This window comes from Acidovorax sp. BLS4 (assembly GCF_032929295.1).
Classification (GTDB): domain Bacteria; phylum Pseudomonadota; class Gammaproteobacteria; order Burkholderiales; family Burkholderiaceae_C; genus Paracidovorax.
In genome coordinates this window covers 4,663,439-4,687,759 of record NZ_CP136797.1, presented here as the reverse complement: position 1 = coordinate 4,687,759, position 24,321 = coordinate 4,663,439, and the positions used below count along the sequence as shown (strand labels likewise).

Sequence of the window (24,321 nt, the reverse complement as noted above, 5' to 3'; positions counted from 1 at the left end):
CCCTTATTCGATGTCACCCGCCCCGCCGGCCGGCGTGGGCGGCTCGCCGCGCAGCAGGTCGAACACCAGGGCCACCAGCAGGCCGGCCGCCAGCACCAGCGTGGCGGCTGCGGCCAGCGCCAGCGGGTAGCCGAGCACCGTGCTGTAGCTGCTCATGCCGGCCACCACCTGCTCCCACGAGCCCTTCAGCAGCAGCACCATGCACACCGCCACGAGCAACTGGCTCACCCAGAACAGGCCCTTGCGCGCCCCGCCCTTCACGCGCGAGGTGAGCATGTCGAAGCCCAGGTGCTTGCCTTCGAAGGCCGCGACGATGGAGCCCACCGCCACCAGCCACACGAACAGCAGGCGCGAGACCTCTTCGTACGACACGATGCTGGTGTGGAACACATAGCGCAGCACCACGTTGACGAACACCGCCACCACCATGCCGGCGAGCGCCAGCACCATGAACAGCTCGGCCAGCCGCTGCAGCGCCGGCTTGCGGCGGGGTGGCGCGTGCGGGGAGGAAGACGGGGCGGACGGGGCGGCCAGATCCCTCGTCGGCGGCTGCGGACTGCTCATGCGTTGTCTCCTGCCGCTGTGTCGCGGCCTGTTTTTTCGGGGGTGAAAGCCTCGGGGCCGCGCACCCAGGCCACGGCGTCCTGCACCAGCGTGGCGATGGGCTGCGTGGCATCGAGCGTCAGCACGCCGGGCTCGCCCTCGGGCGATTCCAGTGTGGCGAACTGGTCGGCCACCAGGGCGGGCGAAAAGAAGTGGCCGGGCCGCGACTGCACGCGCACCAGCGCTTCGTCATAGCCCAGCTTCAGGAAGACGAAGCCGAGCGCCGGGTGCGCCTCGCGCAGGCGGTCGCGGTACTTGCGGCGCAGCGCGGAGCAGGTCAGCACCACGCCCGGCCCGCCTTCGCTGGAGTCCAGCAACCGGGCCAGGCGGCCGAGCCAGCCGGCGCGGTCGGCATCGGTCAGCGGCGTGCCGGCCCGCATCTTGGCGATGCTCTCGGGGGCGTGGTAGGCGTCGCCTTCGTGCAGCGTCCAGCCCAAGGACTGCGCGCAGGACTCGCCGACGCTGGACTTGCCGCAGCCCGACACGCCCATCACGACGATGGCCTGCGGGCGAAACATTGAGATAGCGCTATCCATTGAATTCGAAGAAATGCGGTGGGGCATGGCGCCGCACCGCGGGTGGCTGGGCCGGGTTTGCTGCACGCTACAGCGCCATCGGTCGCCGCATGCTTGTTTACCCTGTGAAAGATAGCGCTATCTTAGGAAACAATGCCACCCAGACTGCTCCGGATTAACCCTTGACCGACGCCACCCGCCGCCCCCGCCGTTCCAGCGGCCGCATCACGCTCGATGACGTGGCGCGCGATGCCGCCGTGAGCCCGATCACCGTCTCGCGCGTGCTGCGCGGCGAACGCAGCGTGGACGCGCAACTGGCCGAGCGTGTGCGCGCCTCGGCCGACCGCCTGGGCTACGTGCCCGATCCGGCGGCGCGCGCCCTCGCCTCCCAGCGCAGCACCCAGGTGCTGGTGCTGGTGCCCATGCTGTCCAACACGCTCTTCGTCGATCTGCTGGAGGCGGTGCACCGCACGCTGTTCCCCGAGGGCTTTCACCCGCTCATCGGCGTGACCCACTACGACACCACCGAAGAAGAGTTGCTGCTGCGCACCTATCTGCCCCACCGGCCCGCCGGCCTGCTGGTCACCGGGTTCGACCGCAGCGAAACCGCCCGCCAGCTCATCGCCCGCAGCGGCGTGCCCTGCGTGCACCTGATGGAGACCAGCACGGCGCCGGACGTCGCCTGCGTGGGCTTTTCGCAGACCGCTGCGGGCGCTGCCATCACCCGCCACCTGCTGGACCGGGGCCGCCGCCGCATCGCCTTCTGCGCCGCCCAGCTGGACCCGCGCACGCTGCAGCGCGCCGAGGGCTACCGCCGCTGCCTGCGCGAGGCGGGCCTGTACGACCCGGCGCTGGAGGTGCTCAGCCCGGAGCGCTCGTCGGTCGCACTGGGCGCACGGCTGTTCGAAGAGGTGGTGCGCCGCATGCCCGGCGTGGATGCCATCTTCTTTTGCAACGACGACATCGCCCAGGGCGGGCTGCTGGCGGCCAACCGGCTGGGGGTGGCGGTGCCCGGGCGGATCGCGGTGGCCGGATTCAACGACCTGGAGGGCAGCGACCAGATGGTGCCGCCGCTCACCACCGTGCGCACGCCGCGCGCCGAGGTCGGGCGCGCCGGCGCGGCGATGCTGCTCGGGCTGATGCGCGGCGCGCCCACCGGGCCGGGCTGCGTCGAGCTGGGCTACGAACTCGTCGTGCGCGGCAGCACCTGATCACCGATCCAGCGCGGGAATGGCCAGCGGTGCGCCGCGCTGGTGCGCATCCAGAACGATCTGCGTGGTGAAGCTGCGCACGTTGGGGTCGTGCAGCAGGCACGCCTCGCAGAAGGCCTCGTAGGCCGCCAGGTCGGGCACGATGACGATCAGCACGTAGTCGACGCTGCCGGCCACGCCGTAGCATTGCTGCACCTCGCCGCGCTGTCCCACGGTCTCGCGGAAGGCCCGCGTGGCGCGTGCCGACTCGTCGATCAGGTCGACCTGCACGATGGCCGTGATGCCCAGGCCCAGCCGGGTGCAATCGAGCTGGGCGGTCTCGGCCTGGATGACGCCCGCCTCGCGCAGGCGCTTCAATCGCCGTTGCACCGCCGCGGCGGACAGGCCAACGCGCGCGCCGATCTGCTCGCTGGGCACGCGGGTGTCCCGCTGGTAGAGGTCGAGGATCTGGCGGTCGAAGGCGTCGAGGGGCATGGCGTCGGAGGGTTGCACGAAGGCCGCGTGGAAGGCGCCCACAATGCGGCGAGGCGGCGCTGGCGGGGGCGCAATCGCGGCCCGGCCCACCGCCCCGGTTTGCATACTTTGGGCATGACCATTATCGACACCCCCCACCGCCTCTCGCTGCGCAACATCGAGCGCGCGGCCTCCCTGATCGACCCCGTGTTTCTCCACAGCCCGCAGTACGAATGCGAGCCGCTCAGCCAGGCGCTGGGCGCCGCCCTGACGCTCAAGGTCGAAACACTGAACCCGCTGCGCTCGTTCAAGGGGCGCGGCGCCGACTTCTTCCTCAAGGACAACGCGGCGGCGCTGGCCGGCCGGCCCCTGGTCTGCGCCACGGCCGGCAACTGGGGGCAGGCCATGGCCTATGTGTGCCGCGCCCGCGGCTGGCCGCTGGTGGTCTATACCGCCACCACGGCCAATGCCTTCAAGGTCGAGCGGATGCGCGCGATGGGCGCGGAGGTGCGCCTGCACAGCGACGACTTCGACACCGCCAAGGAAGAAGCCCGGCGCTTTTGCGCGTCGTCCGGCGCGCTGCTGGTCGAGGATGGGCTGGAGACCCAAATCAGCGAAGGCGCCGGCACCATCGCCCGCGAACTGCTGGCGCGCGATGCCTTCGATGCCCTGCTGGTGCCGCTGGGCAATGGCGCCCTGCTCAACGGCATGGGCCTGTGGACGAAAGCCCATGCGCCGGCCACGCGGGTGATCGGCGTTTGCGCGGAAGGCGCGGATGCCATGGCCGCCTCCTGGAAGGCGCACCGGCTGATCGAGCGGCCCGCCACGCAGACCATCGCCGATGGCATTGCGGTGCGGCGACCCGTTCCCCAGGCCCTGGACGACATGCAAGGCCTGGTGGACGACGTGCTGCTGGTGAGCGATGCGGCCATCCGGCGCGCGATGCAGCGGGTGTTCCAGACGGCCGGCTTGATGGTGGAGCCCGCCGGCATCGTCGGCGTGGCCGCCGTGATGGAACACCCCGCGCTGCGATTGCAGAAGCTGGCGACCGTGCTGTGCGGCAGCAACCTCACCCCGCAGCAGATCGTGCAGTGGCTGCATTGAGGCCCCTTCCGCCGAGATTGGAGCGCCCAGAGAAAAAGCCCGGCGGACCGGGCTTGCTGTCGAGGGATCGGAGGACGCGGCCGGCGGCCACCCCCTCACGCCCGGATCAAAGCGGTGCCAGCGTGACCTCGACGCGGCGGGCTTCGGCGTTGCTGCCGCCGGCCTGCGTGACGGCGGGCTTGCGCAGGTCGATCTTGTCTTCGGGCACGCCGGCCGTCTTGAGCGCGTCGCGCACGGCCAGGGCGCGGTCCTTGGCCAGCTGCGCGTTGGCGGCGGCGTCGCCCGTGGCATCGTGGTAACCGGAGACCACCACCGAGCGGCCTTCGGCCACGGCACGCGACACGTCGGCCAGGGCCGGTGCGGCACCAGGGGCCAGGTCCGCACGGCCCGTGGCGAAGTAGAAGCGGACCACGCCGCCATCCACCACCACGCGGGCCACTTCGTCCTCGGCCACCACCAGCGTGCCGGCGGGTGCGACCACCACGGCGGCGGGCTCGACCACCGGGGCGCGCGCCAGGCTGCGCTGCTTGTACACCGTCACGCCCACCACCGAGGACACCACCAGGGCAATCAACGCGAACAGGAACCCGAGGGCAAAACGTTGCTGGCTGTCGTCATCGGAACTGCTGAAGGCCATGGGAAGAACTCCGTAAAGTAAATAATGGGGGCTGAAGACAACCCGCGATTGTAGAGTCATGACGCCGCTGCCCGCCCCCTTGCGCGACCCCGCCCCCCTGCTCCAGCGCACCCTGGACGAATGGGGCGGCCAGGATGATCTGTGGATCTTCGGCTACGGCTCGCTGATCTGGCGGCCCGATTTCGACTTCGCCGAGCAGCGCCCCGCCCGCGTGCATGGCTGGCACCGCGCCCTCAAGATGTGGAGCCGCATCAACCGCGGCACGCCCGAGCGGCCCGGCCTGGTGTTCGGCATGCTCTCGGGCGGCAGCTGCCGCGGCATGGTGTTCCGCGTGGACCGCGAGCACGCCCGCCAGACCATGGTCAACCTCTGGCAGCGCGAGATGGCGCTGGCGGTGTACGACCCGCGCTGGCTGCCCTGCCAGACGCCCCAGGGCACGGTGCGCGCCCTCGCCTTCACGCTGTCGCGCCGCAGCCCGAGCCACGCCGGCGTGCTGCCGGACGACGAATACCGCCGCATCTTCGAGCAGGCCACCGGCATCTACGGCACCACCCGCGACTATGCCCAGGCCACCTACGACGAACTGCGCCGCCTGGGCATCCACGACCGGGCGCTGGGCAAGCTGCTGGCGCTGGCGCCCGGCCACAAGCGCTGACCCGCGGCGCGCGCCGGGGCACAATCGCCCGATGAGCAGCAGCCCCCTTTCCTCCTCCATCGCCGACCTGCGCAAGAGCTACGAGCGCGCGGAACTCAGCGAAGACGCTTCCCTGGCCGACCCGCTGGCCCAGTTCGACCAGTGGCTGCAGCAGGCCCTGGCCGCCCAGGTGCCCGAGCCCAACGCCATGACCCTCGCCACCGTGGGGCCCGATCTTCGGCCCAGCACGCGCATCGTGCTGGTCAAGGGCTACGACGAGCGTGGCATCGTCTGGTTCACCAACTACGACAGCCGCAAGGGCCGGCAACTGGCGGGCAACCCGTTCGCGGCGCTGCAGTTCCATTGGGTGGAGCTGGAACGCGTGGTACGCATCGAAGGCACCGTGGAAAAGGTGGACGACGCCGAGAGCGACGCCTATTTCAAGAGCCGCCCGCTGGACTCTCGCATCGGCGCCTGGGCCAGCCCGCAAAGCCAGGTGATCCCCGGGCGCGGCGTGCTGGTGGCCAACGCGGCCAGGTACGGCGCGCAGTTTTTGCTCAGCCCGCCGCGCCCCCCGCACTGGGGCGGCTACCGCCTCAAGCCCGAGCAATGGGAGTTCTGGCAGGGCCGCAAGAGCCGGCTGCACGACCGGCTGCGCTACCGGGCCGATGGCGGCCAGTGGGTGCGCGAGCGCCTCGCGCCCTGACCGCCCGCGCCGCGCGCCGGCGCGTCGGCCCGGCCGACCGGGCGCCAGGCCTCAGTGGAAGAACCGCTGCGCGACGACCAGCATGAGCGGCACCGTCACCAGCGCCAGCGCGGTGGACACGGCGATGCTGGCCGTCACCTCGTCCTGCATGGTGTCGTAGCGCTGCGTGAACAGGAACACGTTGGCCCCCACCGGCAGCGACGCGGCCAGGAACATCACCGCCGTCGAGGTGCCGCCCAGGCCGAAGGCCCAGGCCAGCGCCAGCAGCAACACCGGGTGCGCCAGGTTCTTGACCAGCGAAATGCGCAGCGCGTCGCGCGCATGGTGGCCCACCTTGCTGAACGCCAGCGTCACGCCCACCAGCAGCAGGGCCATGGGGCCGAGCGCCATGCCCAGCAGTTGCAGCGGCTTGTCCACCACCTCGGGCAGGTGCAGGCCGGTCTGCGCGAACAGCAACCCGGCCAGGATGGGCAGCGGCACCGGGTGCAGGATGCCGTTGCGCACGGCCTGCAGCACCGTGTGCAGCATGGGGCGCGGCGCGCTGCGGCCGTCGCGCTGGCTTTCATGCGCCTGCGCCAGCTCGAACACCACCGTGGCCGCCGTGAGCAGGATCAGCGCGTGCAGCGAGATCAGCGTGAACAGCGTCACCAGCCCTTCCTGGCCGTAGACCAGCCCGACCAGCGGCACGCCGATCATGATGGTGTTGCTGAACATGCTGGCCAGCCCGAACGCGGCCGAGCGGGTGGAGAACCCCATGAGCGCCAGCGACACGACGAACACCAGCCCGGCCGCGAGAAAGTACAGGCCCACCGGCTCGAAGTTCAGGTCCTGCACGCGCGACGTGCCCATGGTGCGAAACAGCAGCGCGGGCGTGAGCACCAGGAACACCAGGTTGGACAGATCCTTGACCGCCGAGGCCCGCACCCAGCCCAGGCGCCCGGCGAGAAAGCCGATGGCGATGAACAGGATCACCGGGATCATGGAGGCGAAGACGGGGGAGTTCACGGCGGCGATCCTGCGGGCAAAGCCTTCGATTATCGGTGCGGTGCATCGCGCCCTGCGCACCGCCGCGTCCGATGGGTCCCGTGGGGTGGCGGCTCGACGCAGCGGCCTGTCCTGTCCCGGCGGATGTCCAGCCGCCCGCGCACCGGTGAGCCGCTGCGGCGTGCACACGCCCCTGCCCGGCGCGCATGGTCCAGGCCCGCGCCAGTCCCAGGCGGTCGGTGCTGGCGAAAGGGGCGCCCTCATACCCTTTGCGCCATCCTTCAAAATGGGCTCCGGCGCAATCATCACTAGGGCATATAGCTATTAAATCAATAGCAATTCCTGGCGCCGATGCCCCGAGGACCCGGGCGGAGCCCGCCCGGGGGCGCGACGGCGCCCGGCCGCCCGCCCCCGGCGCCCGCTCAGAACGTTGCCTTCACGCCCACCTTCAGGCTGCGGCCCGGCAGCGGCGACTTCGGAAACGCCGTGGTGGTCAGGATCGACGTGGCGCTGTAGGCCAGCTTGTCGGTGATGTTGTCGAGGCGCGCATACCACAGCAGGTTGCTGCGCGTGGCGCCGAACTGCACCTGCTGGTGGTAGCCCACCGAGGCGTTCCACAGCGTGTACGCGCCGGTGGCGCGGGTGCCGTCGCTGGGCACGCGGTCCTGGGCGGCCAGGTGGTCGAAGCCCACGCCGGCGCGCCACGGGCCGCTGGCCCAGGCCAGCGTGCTGCCCAGGCGCAGCGGCGCGATGCGCGGCAGCGGCTCGCCCGTGTCCTCGTTGGTGGCGCGCACGAGGTCGCCGCGCAGTTGCAGGTCGAGCGTCGATGCCGTGTCGCCGAACAACTTGGCGCCGGCCAGGCCACTCTCGCCCACCAGGCGCACGCTGCCGCTCGCCTCCAGGCCGTAAAACTTGGCGCGCACGCCCTGGTAGCGGTACTCGGGCAGCGCATCGGCCGTGCCGGCGGGCACGCGCTCGCCGTCTTCCGTCAGGCTGGCGCCCGTGGGCGTGAGGCCGATGTAGTTGGAGAACCGGCTGTAGAACGCGGTGACGGCGAAGCGGTTCGGCCCGCTCTTCCAGGCGGCGCCCACATCGATGCTGGTCGCCTTCTCCAGGCCCAGGCGGCTGTCGCCCGTCTCCCAGGCGCCGGTGGCGATGTGCGGGCCGTTGGCGAACAGCTCGTAGTCCTTGGGGGCGCGCTGGGTGTACGACAGGTTGGAGGTCAGCTGCCAGTCGGGCGCCAGGTTCACGAGCGCGCCCACCGCCGCGCTGTGCGGGTGGAAGGTGTGCTTGCCGGTGTCGAAGCGGTCGGTGTCGGCGCTGCCGAACGATTCCACGCTCACCTGCTCGGTGCGGGCGCCGAAGGTCAGCTTGCCCCAGCCCGTGGCCAGTTCCTCGTGCGCGAACAGCGCGGTGGACCGGCTGCGGCTGTAGGGCGCGAAGGCCTCTTCGCCCACCGCCGAGAAGCGCGACGATTCGGCCTGCAGGCCGATCACGCCCTGCAGCGCGCCCAGCGGCGCGTGCTTGGCCTCCAGCCGCAGGTCGTTGCCCCGGTTGCGGAAGGTGGTGCCGGCCTCGCCGCCCTCGAATTCGGTGTGCACGTAGTCGGTGTGGCTGGCCTGCATCTTGATGCTCTGCAGCGGGCCCGCGTCGATGCGCCACTCGCCGTCCAGCGCGTAGCGGTTGGAGCGCATGCCGATGGTCACGTCGTCCTCGGCCACGGTGCCGTAGTCGTTGCGGTAGGTGCTGGCCGAGGCGCCCAGGTAGCCGCGGTCGAAGAACACCGTGCCGCCCACCGCGCCGCCGCGCGTGTGGCTGGCGGAGTTGCAGATGCGGCGCGCCAGGCCCGGCGAGCCGGGCTTTTCGCAGGCCAGGTCGGCCGGGGCGCGCACGTCGTCGGTGTCGCGGTCGAACACGTCCACGTGCAGGGCGTAGCGGTCGTTGCCGCCCTCCACCATCGCGCCGCCCGAGCGCTCGCCGTTGCCCGTGGCGGCCGCCGCCTCGGCCTTGCCGGCCACGCCGTTGATGGGCTCGCGGGGAATGCGGTTATCGATCACGTTGACCACGCCGCCCACGGCGCTGCCGCCGTACAGCAGCGCCGCCGGGCCACGCAGGACCTCGATGCGCTCGGTCACCAGCGCCTCGGTGGGCACGGCATGGTCGAAGCTCAGGGCCGAGGCGTCCAGCGTGGCGCCGCTGTTTTGCAGGATGCGGATGCGGTCGCCGTCCAGCCCGCGGATGATGGGGCGGCTGGCATTGGGGCCGAAGTAGGTGCTGCTCACACCCGGCAGGCCGTCCAGCGTCTCGCCCAGGGTGGCCTGGGTGCGCAGGGTGAGCGCATCACCCGACAGCTGCGCGGCCGGCGCGATCACGGTGGCGGCGCCCAGCGGGTTGCCGGTGACGGTCACCTCGGGCAGGCGGGCGGTAGGCGTGGGCGTGGGCGTGGATGCGCTGGCAGCCGGGACGCCCGCGGGTGCGGGTTCGGCAGGTGCCTGGGCGATGGCGGCGGCCGACTGGGCATGCACGGCCGGCACCAGGCCGGGGCCACCCAGCGCAAGGAGTGCGGCCCAGGCCAGGGGGCGCAACGTGGCACGGCGCGAAGCGGCGGTGCGGGGGGCGCGCGCGGTGGAGGTGTGGGAGTTCATGGACAAAAGCTTCACGAAAAAAGAGAGCGGCGGCCCGCACGCGCGGCTCCATCCGCGCCCGCCCGGACCACGCCCAGGCTGGCGGGACGGCCCCATCGCTGTGCAGGCAGTCAGGCCAAAAAGTGCCACCAGCGCATATTCATCTAGGGCAGGTAGCTATCAAAAAAGGAGTAGCCCCGCATGGCGGCCGGTGGCCGCAGGGGGGCGCGCTTCAGCCCTGTGCAGGGGGCGCGCGGGCGAGAAAGGCCGACCGCTGGCGCGTGCCGGTGTGCGAGGGGTGCTCCGGCAGCGGTGCCTGCGCGGCGCCGTGGGCCGCCGGCAGCACCAGGGCCGCCAGCAGCGCGCCGCCGAGCAGCAACTGGTCCAGCAACTGGCAGTCGGCGCCATGGTGGCCGGCGAACAACGCATGGAGCCCGTCGCCGCCCTGCCCTGGCCGCGCATCGGGCGCGGTGGGCGCCGTGGCATGGTGCGCCACGCCCGCCGGCCAGGAGACGGAGGCCGAGGCGAGGCCCGGCGCCCCGCCGTGCACCACCTGGTGCATGCGGCCGAGCAACGGCGCCAGCAGCAGCGCGAACGCGATCCACCAGACGGCGATGCGTTGGCGGTGCGGCAATGGCTGCGGGCGCGCGGGTGTCATGGGGAAGGTGGGGGCGGCGGGTCGGGGCGCTGTGTCAGCGAAGCGCTCGCATCACGGGACGGGCCTGGCGTCGACCATGCGGTAGAACAGGCCGTACTCGTCGTTGCGCAGCGTCTCGAAGCGGCCCTCGACCACCACGGGTTCGAGCGAATACGTGACGGGGGACGAGGCCTTCACCTCGACCATGCTCTCCGGCCCGCCGGGAATGCAGAAGGCGCAGGTGAGCGGCACCGAGGTGAGCAAAAAGTGCCGCTGTTGCGGCTTGGCCGTCATGGGCACCATGAAGCCCTGCACGCGCTGCACGGTTTGGTTCAGCGCCCTCTGCTCGGGGTTGAAGACCGGCTCGATGCGGGTCTTGAGGGTTTTCTTTTGCAGGTTGGTCAGCGTGGACCAGGGGACCACGTCGCTGCGCGTGGGCAGCGGCTTGATCGGGCTTTGCGGGCTGTGGTAGCCCGCGCCGTTGCCCGGGGGCAGCCCACCGCCGCCCAGCGGGGACGACAGCGCCGCGCCGGCACCGTCCGGCGCCTGCGCGCCGGCCACGCCGCAGGCCAGCAGGCAGACGAATGCGAGGGGGATGGCTTTCATGCGGGGGTCCTCAAAAAGGCGGCGAACGGCGGCCGGGCGCCCTGCCCGGCCGGTGCGATTGTCGCAGCGCCCCGCCGGGCAGGGGCGCATGCGACGAATCGAATCGCGATCAATGCTGGTGCTTCATGCCGCAGAACTTGCCGATGGCCAGGCCCTTGCACGCCGCCTGCAGTTCCTTCTCGCAGGTGTCGTGGCCCTTGCCGGATTCCAGGCACTTGGCGGCGGCCTCGTGCGCGGCGGCCATGGCGCGGTGGCGCTGGATGTCGGCCTGGGTATCGGCGTCGGAATGCTGCTGCGCCTGGGCGGCAACGGCGGCCAGCAGCAAGAGCGGTGCGAGCGCCAGGGCGCGGAGTCGGGAGGTGGCGGTCATGGAAGAAGTCCTTTCATTCAGGAGGTGGGTGACAAAAACAGGGGAAAGGGTTCGGGGGACGTCCAGGCATCGAGGCATCCAGGCATTCCAGGTCAGGGCCGCGCCAGCAGGTCGGCCACGTCCACCCGGTACGCCTGCACGGCCGGCAGCAGCGCCGCCACCGCCGCCACGGCCACCGCGAGGCCGGGCACCGCCCATTCCTCGGGCAGCCACAGCGCGCCGGTGACGGGCATGGCGTTCTGCGCCTGCAGCATCCAGCCCACCACCGTCGCCAGCGCATGGCCGGCGGCCAGGCCCAGGCCCGAGGCGATCAGCGCCAGCCACAGCGCCTCGGCCAGCAGCAGGCCGCCCACGCGCGCGGGCGAGGCGCCCAGCATGCGCAGCATGGCCAGATCGGCGCGGCGCTCGCGCACGGCGTTCCACAGCGCGATGAAGACGCTCAGCGCCGCCACGCCCAGCAGCACCGCGCCGAAGGCCTGCAGCACGTCGGCGCCCACGCCCAGCAGGCGCAGCAGGCGCGTCACCTCGACGGCGGGCGCGGCGGCCTGCATGGGGGTGTTGGCATTGATGTAGCGCGGCAGGGTCACGGCCGCGAGCGGGCTGCGGTAGCGCACCAGTGCCAGCGTCACCTCGCGCTCCTGGCGCAGCGCCTCCAGATCGTCGGGGTCGTCGGCCTGCGCGCTTTCGTGCACCTTCCACACGGATTCGGTGGCGGTGAGCACCAGCCGGTCCAGCACGCAGCCGCAGGGCGCGAGCACGCCCGCCACGGTGTAGGGGTGGTCGCCGTGCGCGTGCCCGCCACCGGCCAGGCCATGGCTGCCCACGAACCGCCGGCCCAGCAGCGTGTCGCCCTGCCCCGGCGCGGCATCCTGTGCGGCGCTGGCCATGGCGCGCGCCACCGCGGCGCCCAGCACGGCCTCCATGGGCTGCTGCCACAGGCGGCCCTGGGCCAGCGCGGCGCCGTAGTGCGCGGGGTACTGGGGCGTGGTGCCCACGATGCGGTAGCCCGAGAAGCTGTCGCCCAGGCTCAGCGGAATGGCCTCGGCCACCAGCGGCTGGCGGGCCAGCGCCTCGAAGTCGGCCAGGGCGATGTTGCCGGGCGGCACGTCGATGTGGAACACGCCCGCCAGGATCAGCTGCAGCGGGCTGCCCTTGGCCCCCACCACCAGGTCGATGCCCTGCACGTCGCGTTCGAACGCCTGATCGATCTGGCGGCTGACCAGCAGCACCAGCGTGACCGCGGCGAGGCCGAGCGCGAGCAGCAGCAGGTTGAGCGCGGCCGGCAGCGGGCGCGACCACAGGTAGCGCCACGAAAGACCCAGGACATTTGCTATATTTTTCATAGCGATATGCCCTAGGGTTGATTGCCCTGCAGGCCGATTTCATTCAGATCCAGATGCTGGGCGCCCGGCCGGCCCGCCAGGGCCTGCGCCGCGCGCCGGTCGTGCGTGGCGACCACCAGGCTGGCGCCGCACGCCTCGGCGCAGGCCGTGAACAGCGCCAGCGCATCGGCGGCGGCCTCGTTGTCCAGGCTGGCGGTGGGCTCGTCGGCCAGCAGCACCCGGGGCGACAGCAGCACGGCCCGCGCCAGGGCCACGCGCTGCGCCTGCCCGCCCGACAGTTGATGCGGCCGTCGGCCCGCCAGGGGGGCCACACCCAGGCGGTCGAGCGCGGTGTGGATGGCGGCGGCATCGCGCGGCAGCCCGGCGGCGAAGTACGGCAGCGCGAGGTTCTCGGCCACGGTGAGCGCGGCGCTCAGGTGCAGGGTCTGCGGCACGAAGCCGAGGTGGCGCGCCCGCCAGGCATCGCGCGCCGCGCCGCCCAGGCGGTCCAGCGCCTGGCCCGCCACCTCCACCGTGCCGGCGCTCGCGCGGCGCAGCCCGGCCACCAGGGCCAGCCACGTCGATTTGCCCGAGCCGGAGCGGCCCTGCAGCAGCAGGCAGCCGCCCTGCGGCAGGTCCACATCGGGAAACCGCAGCGGTGCGGTGCCGGCGTGGGCGAAGGCCAGCGCCTGCGTGCGGATCACTCGCCGTCCCCGGGGTGCGCGGTTTGCGCGCACACGGCGCACCGACCGCGCACGGCGACGTCCAGCGCCAGGCGGTCGTGGCCGGCCGAGGCCAGGGCCTTCAGCATCTGGCGCGCGGCCGCCTGCAGCGGGGCCGCCCCTTCGGTGACGGGAAACTGCCGGTGGCAGTCGTTGCACTCGAAATGCGGCGCGGCCGGCTCGCTCTTGTGGCCCACCAGGGTGTAGCGGGCCACGCGCTGGGCATCGATGTGCCGGCGCATCAGCCCGGCGCTGGCCAGCCGGTCCAGCAGCCGGTAGACCGTGACGCGGTTGACCACCACGCCCCGGCGTGCCAGGGCGGATTCCACCTCCGCGCCGGACACTGCGACGGAGGGCTGCGAGGACATCAGCGCCAGCAGGGCGCGCGTGGCGCGGGTGGAACGCAGGCCGGGCGGCAGGGCGCGGGGCGCGGAGGGATCGGAGTGGGGAGAACGGGGCATGGCGGGCGGCCGGCGGCGCGCGCAAAAGGCGCCGGGATGGCTTGGTAACGCAAACGGGTTGCATTATGGCAGCTTTGCCCCAAGCCACCCTTCCCGTTTGGCCGTCTGGCAGGTGGCCCGCTGGCCCCACCCGGCCGCTACGGCGCCTGCCCGTCCTGCAGTTTCCGGAGCTGGCGCCGCAGCCGCACGTTGTCCAGGCTGAGGGCCAGCCAGGAGAGGCCGAAGAGTCCGTAGAACACCGCCTCCCCGAAATACGCGAATGCCAGCCACGATGCGCCTGCGCACGCCAATGCCGTGACCAGCAAGTACGTTCCGTCTTTGAAGGGGGATGGAGCCATGGGATTCACCTCAGCCGAGACAGGCTTTGCGGAGACAGCGCCAGGGTGAGCCGCCCCGCCTGCTGGCGCTGGTAGATCTGCGGGTGGGTCTGCAGCACCGTGCCCACCTGCGGGTTGAGAAAGCCGCGGCGCGACGCATAGAACAGCACGTCCGACAGTCCGGTGCCGCCCGAGATCGCCCGGCCGGTGGCCACGGCCGCGCTGCCCACCGCCGCCCGGCGAAGTAGGCCACGCCCCGCGCGCCCAGCATGGCCAGCCGCTCGGGCAGCGTGCCGGCGACGATCAGCTCGCCCACCGTCACCCGCGGCCCATGCACCCGGGCGGCGTCCACCAGGGTCTTGATGGTGCCCACGATCAACGCGTCATTCGGGAACGCGGTGGCGGGCACGGGAATCCCGAGCGCCTCCATGTTCTTCCGCCAATAGTCCAGCCACCGGGGTTCATTCTCTGCACCTGCCGACACGGTTCGACCTCCGCCTGAGTGCTTGTTTTGACAGGGCGCAAGTCTAGACAAAATCGAAGGATTTTGCCGATGAATTACGTAATTTTCGGTCGAATCGGTGGCGCGCGACCACAGGCCACCGGGGCGCCGCCGGCTCAGTCCGGCTTCAGGAAACGCGTGAACGTCTTGCGGAATTTCTCCACCTTGGGGCCCACCACGAAGGCGCAGTAGCCCTGGCCGGGATGGTTCAGAAAGTAGTCCTGGTGGTAATCCTCGGCCGGCCAGTAGCCTTTGAGCGGCACCACCTCGGTCACGATCGGGGCGCCGAAGAGCTTGTCCTGCGACATCTGCCGCACCATCGCCTCGGCTTCGGCCTGGTGCTCGGGGTTTTCGGTGTAGATGCCGCTGCGGTACTGCGTGCCCACGTCGTTGCCCTGGCGGTTCAGCGTGGTGGGGTCGTGCGTGGCGAAGAAGATCTCCAGCAGGTCGCGCAGCGCGATCACCGCGGGGTCGAAGGTCAGCCGCACCACCTCGGCATGGCCGGTGGTGCCGGTGCAGACGTCCTCGTACGTGGGGTTGGGCGCGCGGCCGTTGGCGTAGCCGCTCTCCACGTCGGTCACGCCGCGAACGCGGTCGAACACGGCTTCGGTGCACCAGAAGCAGCCGCCGCCCAGGGTGATGGTTTGCAGTGTCATGGGATGGTCTTACAGGCAAGAAGTGGCGATCGGGCCATTATGGAAGTCCTGCCGCGTTGACGCTGCTCTGCGGGATTGCTACATTACTAACCAGTCAGTCATTAATTATGAATTCGTCTCCCTCCCCCGCCCCCCCGCCGTCCACCGAGGCCTCCAAGCGCGAGCGCCGCAAGGAGGCACGGCCGGGCGAACTGCTGGACGCTGCGCTGGAACTCTTCGTCGAGAAGGGCTACGCCGCCACCAAGGTGGACGAGGTCGCGGCCCGCGCCGGGGTGTCCAAGGGCACACTGTTCCTGTACTTCCCGAGCAAGGAAGACCTTTTCAAGGAAGTCGTGCGCCAGAGCATCGGCCGCCATTTCCCCGAGTGGGACCTGGAGATCGACCAGTACCCCCACAGCACCGCCGAACTGCTGCGCTACGCCTACCAGCTGTGGTGGGAACGCATCGGCGCCACACCCGCCTCCGGCATCACCAAGCTGATGCTTGGCGAATCCAACAACTTTCCCGACATCGTGGCGTTCTACCGCAGCGAAGTGGTCGAGCCCGGCCAGCGGCTCATCGGCCGCATCCTGCAGCGCGGCGTGGACCGGGGCGAGTTCCGCGTGCCCGACATGGATTGCGGCATCCACATCGTGCTGGCGCCGCTCATCTTCATGACGATGTGGAAGCACTCCACGGCCTGCATGCCCGACCTGGAGCGGCTCTCTCCCGAGCGCTTCATCGCCGCGCAGGTGGACAACCTCCTGTGCGGGCTCTCCGTGCCGGTGGCCGCGCCGCCCGCGGCCCCTAAAATCGAGGGTTGACCCGATCCACGATCCCGCCCGGAGTAACCCCATGAACATGCCCCTGAACACGTCCGCCAACATCAGCGATCCCATCCTGCAGGCCCGCTACAACATGATCGAGCAGCAGATCCGCCCGTGGAACGTGCTGGACACCGACGTGCTGGACCTGCTGTCCGTGGTGCGCCGCGAGGAATTCGTGCCGCCCGCCTACCGCAGCATGGCGTTCATGGACATGGAGATCCCCCTCAATGCCTCCAACGAGCTGGCCCAGCGCCTGGGCCAGTGCATGCTGGCGCCACGCGTGGAAGCCCGCCTGCTGCAGGACCTGCAGGTCAAGCCAACCGACCGGGTGCTGGAGATCGGCGCCGGCTCGGGCTACATGGCGGCCCTGCTGGCCCACCGGGCTGCGCAGGTGCTGGCGCTGGAGATCGAGCCCGACCTGGTCGAATTCGCCCGTGAGAACCTGCGCAGCGCCGGCGTGCTGAACGCCGAAGTGCGCCAGGCCGACGGTGCCCAGGGCGCGGCGGCGCAAGGCCCCTTCGACGTGATCGTGCTCAGCGGCTCGGTGAGCGAGGTGCCGCAGGCCCTGCTGTCCCAATTGAGCGAAGGCGGCCGGCTCGCCGCCATCGTCGGCCAGGAGCCGATGATGCGCGCCACCATCGTCCGCCGCACCGGCGACCGTTTCGAGACCACGCAGCCGTGGGACACCATCGCCCCGCGCCTGCTGCACTTCCCCGAGCCATCGCGCTTCACCTTCTGATCCCTTTTCGTCTTTCTCAGGAATCCGCATGATCGACCACGTCCGCCCCGCCCAGCTCACCGAGTGGCTCGCCGCCACCCCCGTCGGTGCCCGCCCGCTGGTGCTGGACGTGCGCGAGCCGTGGGAGCTGCAGACCGCGAGCGTCGCCGCCGAGGACGGGTTCGATGTGGCCGCCATCCCGATGGGCGAGCTGCCCACGCGCCTGGCCGAACTGGACCGTGATCGCCCCACCGCCTGCCTGTGCCACCACGGCGTGCGCAGCCTGCGCGTGGCGAACTACCTCGACCAGCAGGGCTTCGACCGCGTGGCCAACATCAGCGGCGGCATCGATGCCTGGTCGCACGAGCGCGACGCGGCGGTCCCCCGGTACTGATCGCTCCCCGTGGCCGCGGCATCGGGCCCGGCAGCGTGGGGCGCCACGCCTTCCTTTTCCTGAAAGACGTTCATGACGACCTTGCTTCGGTGCATTCCCTTGTCCCTGGCCGTGGCCGCTGCGCTCGCCAGTTTCGGCGCGCAGGCCCAGAGCCTGTCCCAACTGGTGGAGATGGCGCGCGGCTATGACGCGCCCTTCCAGGCCGCCAAGGCGCAGTACGACGCCGCCGGCAGCCGCGCCGAGCAGGCCCGGGCCGGGCTGCTGCCCAGCGCCGGACTCTCCGCCGGGGCCAACTACGCCAAGACCGAAGTCAACCGCCCGCCGGTGGACCTGAGCGCCCCCAGCCAGAGCGTGGGCCTCACCGCCTCGCAGCCGCTGTTCCGCCCGGCCAACCGCATCACCTTCGAGCAGGGCCAGCGCGGCATCGACATCGCGCAGGCCCAGCTCGAAGGCGTGGCCCAGGACCTCATCGTGCGGGTCAGCCAGGCGTATTTCGACGTGCTGGCCGCGCGCGACACCCTCACCTTCGTGCAGGCCCAGAAAGCCGCCGTGGCCGAGCAACTGGCATCGGCCAAGCGCAACTTCGAGGTGGGCACCTCCACCGTGACCGATTCGCGCGAGGCGCAGGCGCGCTTCGATCTGGTCGTCGCCCAGGAGATCGCCGCCGACAACGACCTGCGCGTGAAGCAGCTGGCGCTCGACCAGGTGGTGGGCCGCCCCGGCGTGGCGCCGCAGCCGCTGGCCCAGCCCGTGCGGTTGCCCGAGGTCGCCCCTGCCGACGTGGGCACCTGGGTGCGCTCGGCCGAAGAGCTGCAGCCGCAGGTGCGCCAGGCCGCCATCGCGCTTGACGTGGCCCGCCTGGAGACGAAGAAGGCCGAAACCGGCCACCTGCCCACCGTGGACCTGCAGGCCGGCTACAGCGTCTCGCGCAACCCCAAGGGCACGCCGACGATTCCCAACGTCAACTCCCGCACCAACAACACCACCGTGGGCGTGCAGCTCACGCTGCCGCTGTTCGCAGGCTTTGCCGTGCAGAACCGCGTGAAGGAAACCCTGTCGCTCGAAGACAAGGCGCTGGCCGACCTGGACAATGCCCGCCGCACCGTGGCGCAGGCCACGCGCGCCGCGTTCTACGGCGTGCAGTCCGGCCAGGGCCAGGTGCGCGCCCTGGAGGCGGCCGAGGCCTCCAGCCAGAGCGCGCTGGAGGCCAACCAGCTGGGCTACCAGGTGGGCGTGCGCATCAACATCGACGTGCTCAACTCCCAAAGCCAGCTCTACCAGACCAAGCGCGACCTCGCCCAGGCCCGCTACAACGTGCTGCTGGGCACGCTCAAGCTGCGCCAGGCGGCGGGCACGCTGTCGCAGGACGATCTGCTGGCCATCGATGCGCTGACGGTGCGCTGAGAGCTGGTGCCCTCCCGGTCGGCCACCGGCAAGAGGACCGGCGAAAGCGGGCCGCTCAATCGCTGGTAGATCGCATGGACGTCATCGCGGGGCGGCATCTCGCCGAAGAGCGGGTCCTGAAGCAATTCCTGGGCGCTAGCGCGCTCATCGGGATCCCGGGCGATCATGCGGTTGAGAAGCTGGACGACATCGGCCTTGCTGTCCGGCGGAAGCGCCTTCAACGCGTCCATGAACGGAAAGGTCTCTACCGAAGACGCGCTGCTGATGCCGACCAGGCCCATGGGGAAGTCCGGCGATTTCAGGAAATGCACGAGCAACTGGGCCACGCTGTAGACGTCGCGCTTGTGGTGGCTGGCCGAGGCACGCATTTCGACGTATCCCCAGGTGCCCATGCGCAGGGGCTCGCCCTTCTCGACCCCCAGGCCCATGTCGATCAGCCGGAACATCTTCTGGCGCTCGTCGTAGAGCACGTTGTTGTGCGAAATGTCCTGGTGCACCACCCCCTCGTCGGCGAAACGCGAGGCGCCGATGAGCACGTCGGCCACCATTTCCCAGGCCAGGGCCAGGTACTCCAGCGGCTTGATGTCCCCCTGGTTCAGCGCCTGGCGGGACAAGTCGATCACCTGGCTGACCTTGGGGCCTTCGATCTTCTCCGCCAGGATCCCGAACAGGCTGCCGATCTGGACCAGGCCATAGACCCGCATGACCTGGGCGGTGTTGCCGAGCGCCACCGCCACCTGGTATTCCTTGTGGATCTTGGCCTTCTCCTGCGCGATGGCATCGGTCGGGTCCGCGCCCTCCTCCAGCGTGTCGTACAGCGTGCGGGAGGCAGGGTTGGCAGGATCGGTGCTCAGCATGGCCTTGAACACGAAATCCCGCCCGCAATCCCTGCCATCGCGCCAGAAGTTCTCGGACAGCCGCACCGCGTAGGCCGTGCCCGCGGCGCCTGCGCCCAGTCGCCGCAGGCCCTGTGCGGCATGGGACGTGCCGTCGCCGGAAGGCTCCAGCGCGACGGCGGTGAAGCCGTTGCCGATGTCCGCCGCGCCCGGTTTCATCGCCGCGAGTCTTTCCACCAGGTCCGGCGCGCTGCACTGCTGGCTGAGCTTGCGCACCAGGCGCGGGCTGAGCACCACGCCAGGGCTGGTCGAGCGCATCACGCTCTGGAGCCGTCTCTCCTGGCCCAGGGCCAGGGCAGCATTCCAGGAATCGGACGCCCGGTGCCGCGCCACCGGCGTGGGCGGGTCCAGGAGGGCCGTGAGGATCGAAGGCGGGCTGGAGAACGCTCTCGCGCCCGGGCTGGACCGGGGCGTCGACAACGGGCTGCCGACCCCCGGCAAGGAGCGGGGACTGAACCACCCGGCCATGCGGTCGCCCAGCGCGGGAAGCTGCGCATTGAACCGCAGTCCTTCGCTGGCCCGCTCGCCCAGTGTCCGCCGCCTCCGCTCCAGCAGGAGCGACGGGTGGCTGGCCCCGGGGGCAGGAGTGCCCGGGTTCGCGGGGGGCGGGGTCGCCTGGCTGGCGGATTCTCGGTTCTCCGCCACACTGCGTTGGGGGCTTGCAGAGAGCGGATGAGAGATCATGGAGGGGGAGCGTGCGGAGGGGATGCGGCAGGGGCCTTGACTACAACCCAGCCAGGCCGGTGCCATCCGCGCCGGCGCGAACCGATGCGCTGCATGGCGAATGCATCTCCCGGACCCAGCAGGTGCGCCGACGGTCGGGCCCCTGCCCCCTGCTGCCGCCTCTCAGGGGTTTGACGGCTTCACCGCGCCATCCCAGTGCTCGGCGATCTTGCCGTTCTCGATGCGGAACATGTCGAACCAGGTGGTGGTGTACTGGCGCGTCGGGTCCTTCGGCTCGGCGTACTCGCGCACGAAACTCAGGATGACCATGTCGCGTTCGGCGACGATCGAGACCAGCGGCGCCTTGATGCGATCCTCCACGGGCTTCGGCGTGGGGTTCCGTCGCTGGATGAAACCCACCATGGCCGAGCGGCCGGTGGGCACGTTCGGGTTGTGCTGGATATATGACTCGGCCACGTATTTCTCGGCCTGGTCCACTTGCCCGGCCTCGAACACCTCGCGCCAGAAGTCGTAGACCAACCGCTTGTTGGCGCGCAGTGCCGGGTCCGCGCTTGCCAGCAACGGCGCCTGGTCGGCCGCGGGCTGAACGGGCACCTGCGCCACGGCGGCCAGCGGCAGGGAGGCGGCGAGCGCCAGCAGAAGGTGGGTGAGCTGTTTTTTCATGGATCGGTTGGGGTAACGGGTTGCGAGAAGGGACGGGCCATGGGCCAATCGCAAAGCACCGGGTGCCGCCCGGGTGCTGCGATGTTCGCCGGTCCGCTCTTGCGGAACAAGCAGGGAGCCGGCGGTACCTTGCGCTTCAGTGCGCTGAAAGCGCTGATTCCCGGGTCGACGATGCGGTCACGCCGTTGGGACATTCGTTTCTGCAGCCCATGCCGGTCCTGATCGCCTGGGGCCGGCAGAACCACCAGAACGCGGGGCGGGACGGGCGGCGTGCGGGCCAGCGCGGCCCTGTCCGGCCCTGTGATGCGGAGAGGCACGCTGGCGCTGCCGGCGCGCCTCAAAGCTGGTGCGTCACCAGCTTGAAATCCGGATCGTCCGGGTACGCCTTCACCTCGAAGCCCAGGCGCCGCATCAGCTTGAGCATGCTGGGGTTGTTGGCCAGCACCAGCCCGTCGACCTCGGACAGTCCGCGATCGCGGGCCACGTCCATGATGCTGAGCATCAGGCGCGATCCCAGGCCGCGGCCGTTGAAGTCGTCGGCCACCACCAGCGCGAACTCGCAGCTGGACTGGTCGGGGTTGGTCACGTAGCGCGACACGCCCACGATGCGCTCGGTGCCGATGATCTCGCCGTCCTCGCCCGCGCTGCGTTCGCGGTACACCGCCACCAGCGCCATCTCGCGGTCGTAGTCGATGAGCGTGAAGCGCGCCAGCATCGAGGCCGGCAGCTCGGCGATCTGCGAGATGAAGCGAAAGTACCGGCTCTCGGGTGACAGCTCCTTGACCAGCTTTTGCAGCATCTGCGCGTCGTCGGGCCGCACCGGGCGCACCAGGTATTCGCCACCGCCGCGCAGGGGCCACACCTGCTCGTAGCGCGCCGGGTACGGCAGGATGGACAGGTGGCTGTAATGCTCGCTGCGCCCGCCCATGGACTGCGCGGCGTGGCCGACCACGATGCGGGCGTCCACGGCGACGGCGCCCTGCTCGTCCACGATCAGCGGATTGATGTCCATCTCGCGCAATTGCGGCAGCGCGCACACCATTTCGGACACGCGCAGCAGCACCTGCTCCAGCGCCTCGCGGTTGGCCGCGCTGGCGCCTCGCCACTCGCCCAGCGTTTCGGCCACGCGCGAGCGCTCGATGAGCCGGCGCGCCAGGAACTGGTTGAGTGGCGGCAGCTCCATGGCGCGGTCGTCGATCAGCTCGATCATCGTGCCGCCCGCGCCGAAGGTGATCACCGGGCCGAACGGGTCGTCCGTCACCAGGCCGATGCAGATCTCGCGCCCGCGCCGGGCGCGCGCCATCTTCTGCACCGTCACGCCCTGGATGCGCGCGCCCGGCTGCAGGCGGGCCACGCGCTGCACCATGTCGGTATAGGCATCGCGCGCCGCCGCCCCGGTGTGGATGTCGAGCGCCACGCCGCCCACGTCGGACTTGTGGCTCACATCGGGCGAATCGATCTTGAGCGCCACCGGAAAGCCCAGCTGCGTGGCGATCATCATCGCCTCATGCGCGCTGCGCGCCAGCAGCGTCTTGGTGACCGGCACGTTGAACGCGGCCAGCAGCGTCTTGGACTCCATCTCGGTCAGCACATGCCGGCGCTCGGCCAGCACGCTCTCGATCATCAGCCGCGCGCCCTCGATGTCGGGCTTGGCCAGCGAGGTGAGCGGCGGCGGCGTCTGCTGCAGCAACTGCTGGTTCTGGTAGAACGAAGCGATGTTTCCGAAGGCCCCCACGGCCGCCTCGGGCGTGCGGAAGCTGGGAATGGCGGCCGCGCGCAGCACTTCGCGCGCCGGGCCCACCGAGGCATCGCCCATCCAGCACGCCAGCAGCGGCTTGCCCATCAGGCGCTTGGTCTCGGCCAGCGCGGTGGCGACCGCGGCGGCATCGGTGCCCGGCTTGGGCGAATAGATGGCGAGCACGCCGTCGATCTGGCGGTCCTTCTCGGCCGCCTCGACCGCGCGCCGAAAATGCTCCGGTCCCGCCTCTTCCGACAAGTCGATCAGATCGGCCAGGGACGCCAGCGGCGGCAGCTGCGGCGCCAGCGCCTCGGCCGAGGCCGGGGACAGGCGGCCCAGCTGCAGCAGGATCTCGTTCACCCAGTCGGCTGCCAGCACGCCCGGCCCGCCGCCATTGGTGACGATGGCCAGCCGCCGGCCCACCGGCCGATAGCGCGAGGCCAGGCACTTGGCGGCGGAGAACAGCTCCACGAACGACCGCACCCGCACCGCGCCCGCGCGGCGCAGGGCCGCGTCGAACACGTCGTCGCTGCCCACGATGGCGCCACTGTGCGTGTGTGCCGCCTCGTTGCCCGCCGGCTTGCGCCCGGCCTTGAGCACCACCACCGGCTTGGCGTTGGCGGCCGAGCGCAGCGCGCTCATGAAGCGGCGCGCGCTGGAGATGCCTTCCATGTACACCACGATGCTCTGCGTGCGCGCGTCGTTGGCCAGGAAGTCCAGCACCTGGGCGATGTCCACGTCAGTGTTTGGCCCCAGCGACACCACCGTGGAAAAGCCCACTGCGTTCTTGGTGCCCCAGTCCAGGATGGACGCGGTGAGCGCCCCCGACTGGCACACCAGCGCCAGCGACCCCTCCCGCGCCAGCGGCCCGGCCGCGCTGGCGTTGAGCTGCAGGTGCGGGCGCTGCAGGCCCAGCGAGTTGGGGCCCAGCAGGTGCATGCCCTCGCGCCGGGCGATGTGCTTGAGCCGCGCCGCCTGGTCCGCGTCCATGCCGTGCGACATCACCAGCGCGGCGCGGCAGCCGATGCGCCCGGCCACCTCCAGCGCCGCCACCACATCCTCGGGCGGCAGCGCGATCAGGGCCAGGTCCGCGCGTGTCTGCGCCAGATCGGCCAGCGTGCCGCTGGTGTGGATGTCCAGGAACTGCAGCGTGCCGCTGAAGCGCTGCGCCCGCAGCGCGGTGTGCAGCGCGCGGGCGCACGGCGTGAGCGACTCGGGCGCATCGGCCCGGCCGGCCAGCACCACGATGGAGCTGGGGGCGAAGAGCGGGGTGAGGTAGTGTTTTTCGATCATGGCAGGCAGGCAGCGGGCAAGCAGACAGGCAGGCAATCCATCGCATCGGCCGGCCAGGGCGGACGAATGGGCGCCAGTGGCTGGCATTTTGCGGCATCGCGGCCACCGTGGGCGCCCCGGCGCCGGGCGATGTGCGCCGCCAGGCACGCGCCGTGGCTCCTGGCAGCCGTCAACGGCCGTTACAGGTCCTCCGTGCGGTCCAGCCAGTCCGAGATGATCGCGTGCACCAGCCACAGTGTCTGGAACAGCATGGCCCCGGCGAACGCGGCGATCGCCACGCAGGCCAGAAAGCAGGCAAAAACGTCCAACAGGCCCAGCGTGACCTGCGCCGCCGCCCCGATGAGCGCCGAGACGATGGACGCAAAAATCAGGTTGCTCACATTGCGCACCTGCGCATAGCGCCGGATGCGCGGGTCGATCTTTCTCAGCTGCGCGAACAGCTCGCGGTAGCCTGGCGTGTCGAACACCGTCTCCTTGAACTTGACCACGATGAAGATCTTGAGCGACAGCAGGAAGCTGCCCGTGGTGAGCAGGCCCGTGAACAGGCTGGCGCGGATCTTCTCGCCATAGAACTGCATGGCCCCATCGGCGTCGGGCACTCCAAAGACCACACCGGCCACCACGGCGGCCGAGAACAGCAGCGCCTGGAGCACATACCGCC

At 70.7% G+C, this 24,321-nt stretch carries 27 protein-coding genes; 8 read left to right on the top strand and 19 right to left on the bottom strand.

Annotated features, from left to right (window positions below; all coding sequences use genetic code 11):
- Positions 1-3 precede the first annotated feature (3 nt).
- Both R1Z03_RS21690 and R1Z03_RS21685 read right to left on the bottom strand, forming a co-directional pair.
- On the bottom strand, positions 4-564 hold the full coding sequence (locus tag R1Z03_RS21690) for a TRAP transporter small permease (RefSeq protein ID WP_372588186.1): 561 nt from the start codon (positions 562-564) through the stop codon (positions 4-6).
- A complete protein-coding gene (locus R1Z03_RS21685; protein ID WP_372588185.1) occupies positions 561-1,139 on the bottom strand; it encodes a gluconokinase in 579 nt (192 codons plus the stop codon). The genes R1Z03_RS21690 and R1Z03_RS21685 overlap by 4 nt, the downstream gene beginning before the upstream one ends.
- A 161-nt stretch (positions 1,140-1,300) precedes the next feature.
- Between R1Z03_RS21685 and R1Z03_RS21680 the strand changes: the two genes are divergently transcribed.
- Positions 1,301-2,329: a LacI family DNA-binding transcriptional regulator gene (locus R1Z03_RS21680; RefSeq protein ID WP_317355021.1), complete on the top strand. Its 1,029-nt coding sequence runs from the start codon at positions 1,301-1,303 to the stop codon at positions 2,327-2,329.
- On the opposite strand, the gene R1Z03_RS21675 is transcribed toward R1Z03_RS21680, so the two are convergent.
- Complete coding sequence (locus R1Z03_RS21675) at positions 2,330-2,803, bottom strand: Lrp/AsnC family transcriptional regulator (RefSeq protein ID WP_284427879.1); 474 nt, start codon at positions 2,801-2,803, stop codon at positions 2,330-2,332.
- Between the two features lie 114 nt (positions 2,804-2,917).
- Here R1Z03_RS21675 and R1Z03_RS21670 point away from each other — a divergent pair, with 114 nt between their 5' ends.
- A complete protein-coding gene (locus tag R1Z03_RS21670) occupies positions 2,918-3,886 on the top strand; it encodes a threonine/serine dehydratase (protein WP_317355018.1) in 969 nt (322 codons plus the stop codon).
- A 106-nt stretch (positions 3,887-3,992) separates the two neighbouring features.
- Here R1Z03_RS21670 and R1Z03_RS21665 read toward each other — a convergent pair whose 3' ends face one another.
- The gene (locus tag R1Z03_RS21665) at positions 3,993-4,523 is read right to left on the bottom strand and encodes an OmpA family protein (protein WP_284428370.1); all 531 of its coding nucleotides are present in this window, start codon (positions 4,521-4,523) and stop codon (positions 3,993-3,995) included.
- A gap of 58 nt (positions 4,524-4,581) precedes the next feature.
- Between R1Z03_RS21665 and R1Z03_RS21660 the strand changes: the two genes are divergently transcribed.
- Both R1Z03_RS21660 and pdxH read left to right on the top strand, forming a co-directional pair.
- Complete coding sequence (locus R1Z03_RS21660) at positions 4,582-5,178, top strand: gamma-glutamylcyclotransferase (RefSeq protein WP_284401998.1); 597 nt, start codon at positions 4,582-4,584, stop codon at positions 5,176-5,178.
- Between the two features lie 31 nt (positions 5,179-5,209).
- Complete coding sequence (gene pdxH, locus R1Z03_RS21655) at positions 5,210-5,863, top strand: pyridoxamine 5'-phosphate oxidase (RefSeq protein WP_284428371.1); 654 nt, start codon at positions 5,210-5,212, stop codon at positions 5,861-5,863.
- A gap of 51 nt (positions 5,864-5,914) precedes the next feature.
- Here the strand turns inward: pdxH and R1Z03_RS21650 are convergent, their stop codons facing one another.
- From R1Z03_RS21650 to msrA, 11 genes are all read right to left on the bottom strand, one after another.
- Complete coding sequence (locus R1Z03_RS21650; RefSeq protein WP_317355011.1) at positions 5,915-6,868, bottom strand: AEC family transporter; 954 nt, start codon at positions 6,866-6,868, stop codon at positions 5,915-5,917.
- 401 nt (positions 6,869-7,269) lie between these two features.
- Positions 7,270-9,492, bottom strand: coding sequence for a TonB-dependent receptor domain-containing protein (locus tag R1Z03_RS21645; RefSeq protein WP_317355009.1), 2,223 nt, complete (start codon positions 9,490-9,492; stop codon positions 7,270-7,272).
- Positions 9,493-9,703: 211 nt separating this feature from the next.
- A complete protein-coding gene (locus R1Z03_RS21640; RefSeq protein ID WP_317355006.1) occupies positions 9,704-10,129 on the bottom strand; it encodes a hypothetical protein in 426 nt (141 codons plus the stop codon).
- Between the two features lie 51 nt (positions 10,130-10,180).
- Positions 10,181-10,714: a DUF3299 domain-containing protein gene (locus R1Z03_RS21635; protein WP_317355003.1), complete on the bottom strand. Its 534-nt coding sequence runs from the start codon at positions 10,712-10,714 to the stop codon at positions 10,181-10,183.
- Between the two features lie 109 nt (positions 10,715-10,823).
- Positions 10,824-11,084: a hypothetical protein gene (locus R1Z03_RS21630; RefSeq protein ID WP_317355000.1), complete on the bottom strand. Its 261-nt coding sequence runs from the start codon at positions 11,082-11,084 to the stop codon at positions 10,824-10,826.
- Between the two features lie 92 nt (positions 11,085-11,176).
- Entirely contained in the window at positions 11,177-12,427 is a 1,251-nt protein-coding gene (locus R1Z03_RS21625) for an FtsX-like permease family protein (RefSeq protein WP_317354997.1), read from the bottom strand.
- Between the two features lie 11 nt (positions 12,428-12,438).
- The gene (locus tag R1Z03_RS21620) at positions 12,439-13,110 is read right to left on the bottom strand and encodes an ATP-binding cassette domain-containing protein (RefSeq protein ID WP_317354994.1); all 672 of its coding nucleotides are present in this window, start codon (positions 13,108-13,110) and stop codon (positions 12,439-12,441) included.
- Entirely contained in the window at positions 13,107-13,589 is a 483-nt protein-coding gene (locus tag R1Z03_RS21615; protein WP_317354991.1) for a transcriptional repressor, read from the bottom strand. The genes R1Z03_RS21620 and R1Z03_RS21615 overlap by 4 nt, the downstream gene beginning before the upstream one ends.
- A gap of 137 nt (positions 13,590-13,726) precedes the next feature.
- Positions 13,727-13,927 carry a hypothetical protein gene (locus tag R1Z03_RS21610; protein WP_317354990.1) on the bottom strand — a complete coding sequence of 67 codons (201 nt, stop codon included), beginning with the start codon at positions 13,925-13,927 and terminating at the stop codon, positions 13,727-13,729.
- A 5-nt stretch (positions 13,928-13,932) separates the two neighbouring features.
- The gene (locus R1Z03_RS21605) at positions 13,933-14,121 is read right to left on the bottom strand and encodes a hypothetical protein (protein WP_317354987.1); all 189 of its coding nucleotides are present in this window, start codon (positions 14,119-14,121) and stop codon (positions 13,933-13,935) included.
- 403 nt (positions 14,122-14,524) lie between these two features.
- Complete coding sequence (gene msrA, locus R1Z03_RS21600; protein WP_284428380.1) at positions 14,525-15,064, bottom strand: peptide-methionine (S)-S-oxide reductase MsrA; 540 nt, start codon at positions 15,062-15,064, stop codon at positions 14,525-14,527.
- A gap of 107 nt (positions 15,065-15,171) precedes the next feature.
- Between msrA and R1Z03_RS21595 the strand changes: the two genes are divergently transcribed.
- The 4 genes from R1Z03_RS21595 (at position 15,172) to R1Z03_RS21580 (ending at position 18,386) form a co-directional block, all read left to right on the top strand.
- Positions 15,172-15,867 (top strand): TetR/AcrR family transcriptional regulator, encoded by a 696-nt coding sequence (locus tag R1Z03_RS21595; protein ID WP_284428381.1) that lies wholly within the window; start codon positions 15,172-15,174, stop codon positions 15,865-15,867.
- Between the two features lie 31 nt (positions 15,868-15,898).
- Positions 15,899-16,609, top strand: coding sequence for a protein-L-isoaspartate O-methyltransferase (locus R1Z03_RS21590; protein WP_284428382.1), 711 nt, complete (start codon positions 15,899-15,901; stop codon positions 16,607-16,609).
- Positions 16,610-16,637: 28 nt separating this feature from the next.
- Complete coding sequence (locus R1Z03_RS21585) at positions 16,638-16,982, top strand: rhodanese-like domain-containing protein (RefSeq protein WP_284428383.1); 345 nt, start codon at positions 16,638-16,640, stop codon at positions 16,980-16,982.
- A gap of 72 nt (positions 16,983-17,054) precedes the next feature.
- Positions 17,055-18,386, top strand: a complete 1,332-nt coding sequence (locus tag R1Z03_RS21580; protein ID WP_284428384.1) for a TolC family outer membrane protein — start codon at positions 17,055-17,057, stop codon at positions 18,384-18,386.
- On the opposite strand, the gene xopAU is transcribed toward R1Z03_RS21580, so the two are convergent.
- The 4 genes from xopAU to R1Z03_RS21560 form a co-directional block, all read right to left on the bottom strand.
- Positions 18,290-19,966: a XopAU family type III secretion system effector serine/threonine kinase gene (gene xopAU, locus R1Z03_RS21575; RefSeq protein ID WP_317354974.1), complete on the bottom strand. Its 1,677-nt coding sequence runs from the start codon at positions 19,964-19,966 to the stop codon at positions 18,290-18,292. The two genes, R1Z03_RS21580 and xopAU, sit on opposite strands and share 97 nt — an antisense overlap.
- A gap of 162 nt (positions 19,967-20,128) precedes the next feature.
- Complete coding sequence (locus R1Z03_RS21570; RefSeq protein ID WP_317354971.1) at positions 20,129-20,629, bottom strand: ester cyclase; 501 nt, start codon at positions 20,627-20,629, stop codon at positions 20,129-20,131.
- 337 nt (positions 20,630-20,966) lie between these two features.
- Positions 20,967-23,660, bottom strand: a complete 2,694-nt coding sequence (locus R1Z03_RS21565; protein WP_317354968.1) for a bifunctional acetate--CoA ligase family protein/GNAT family N-acetyltransferase — start codon at positions 23,658-23,660, stop codon at positions 20,967-20,969.
- A gap of 179 nt (positions 23,661-23,839) precedes the next feature.
- Positions 23,840-24,313 carry a hypothetical protein gene (locus R1Z03_RS21560; protein ID WP_317354965.1) on the bottom strand — a complete coding sequence of 158 codons (474 nt, stop codon included), beginning with the start codon at positions 24,311-24,313 and terminating at the stop codon, positions 23,840-23,842.
- Positions 24,314-24,321 lie beyond the last annotated feature (8 nt).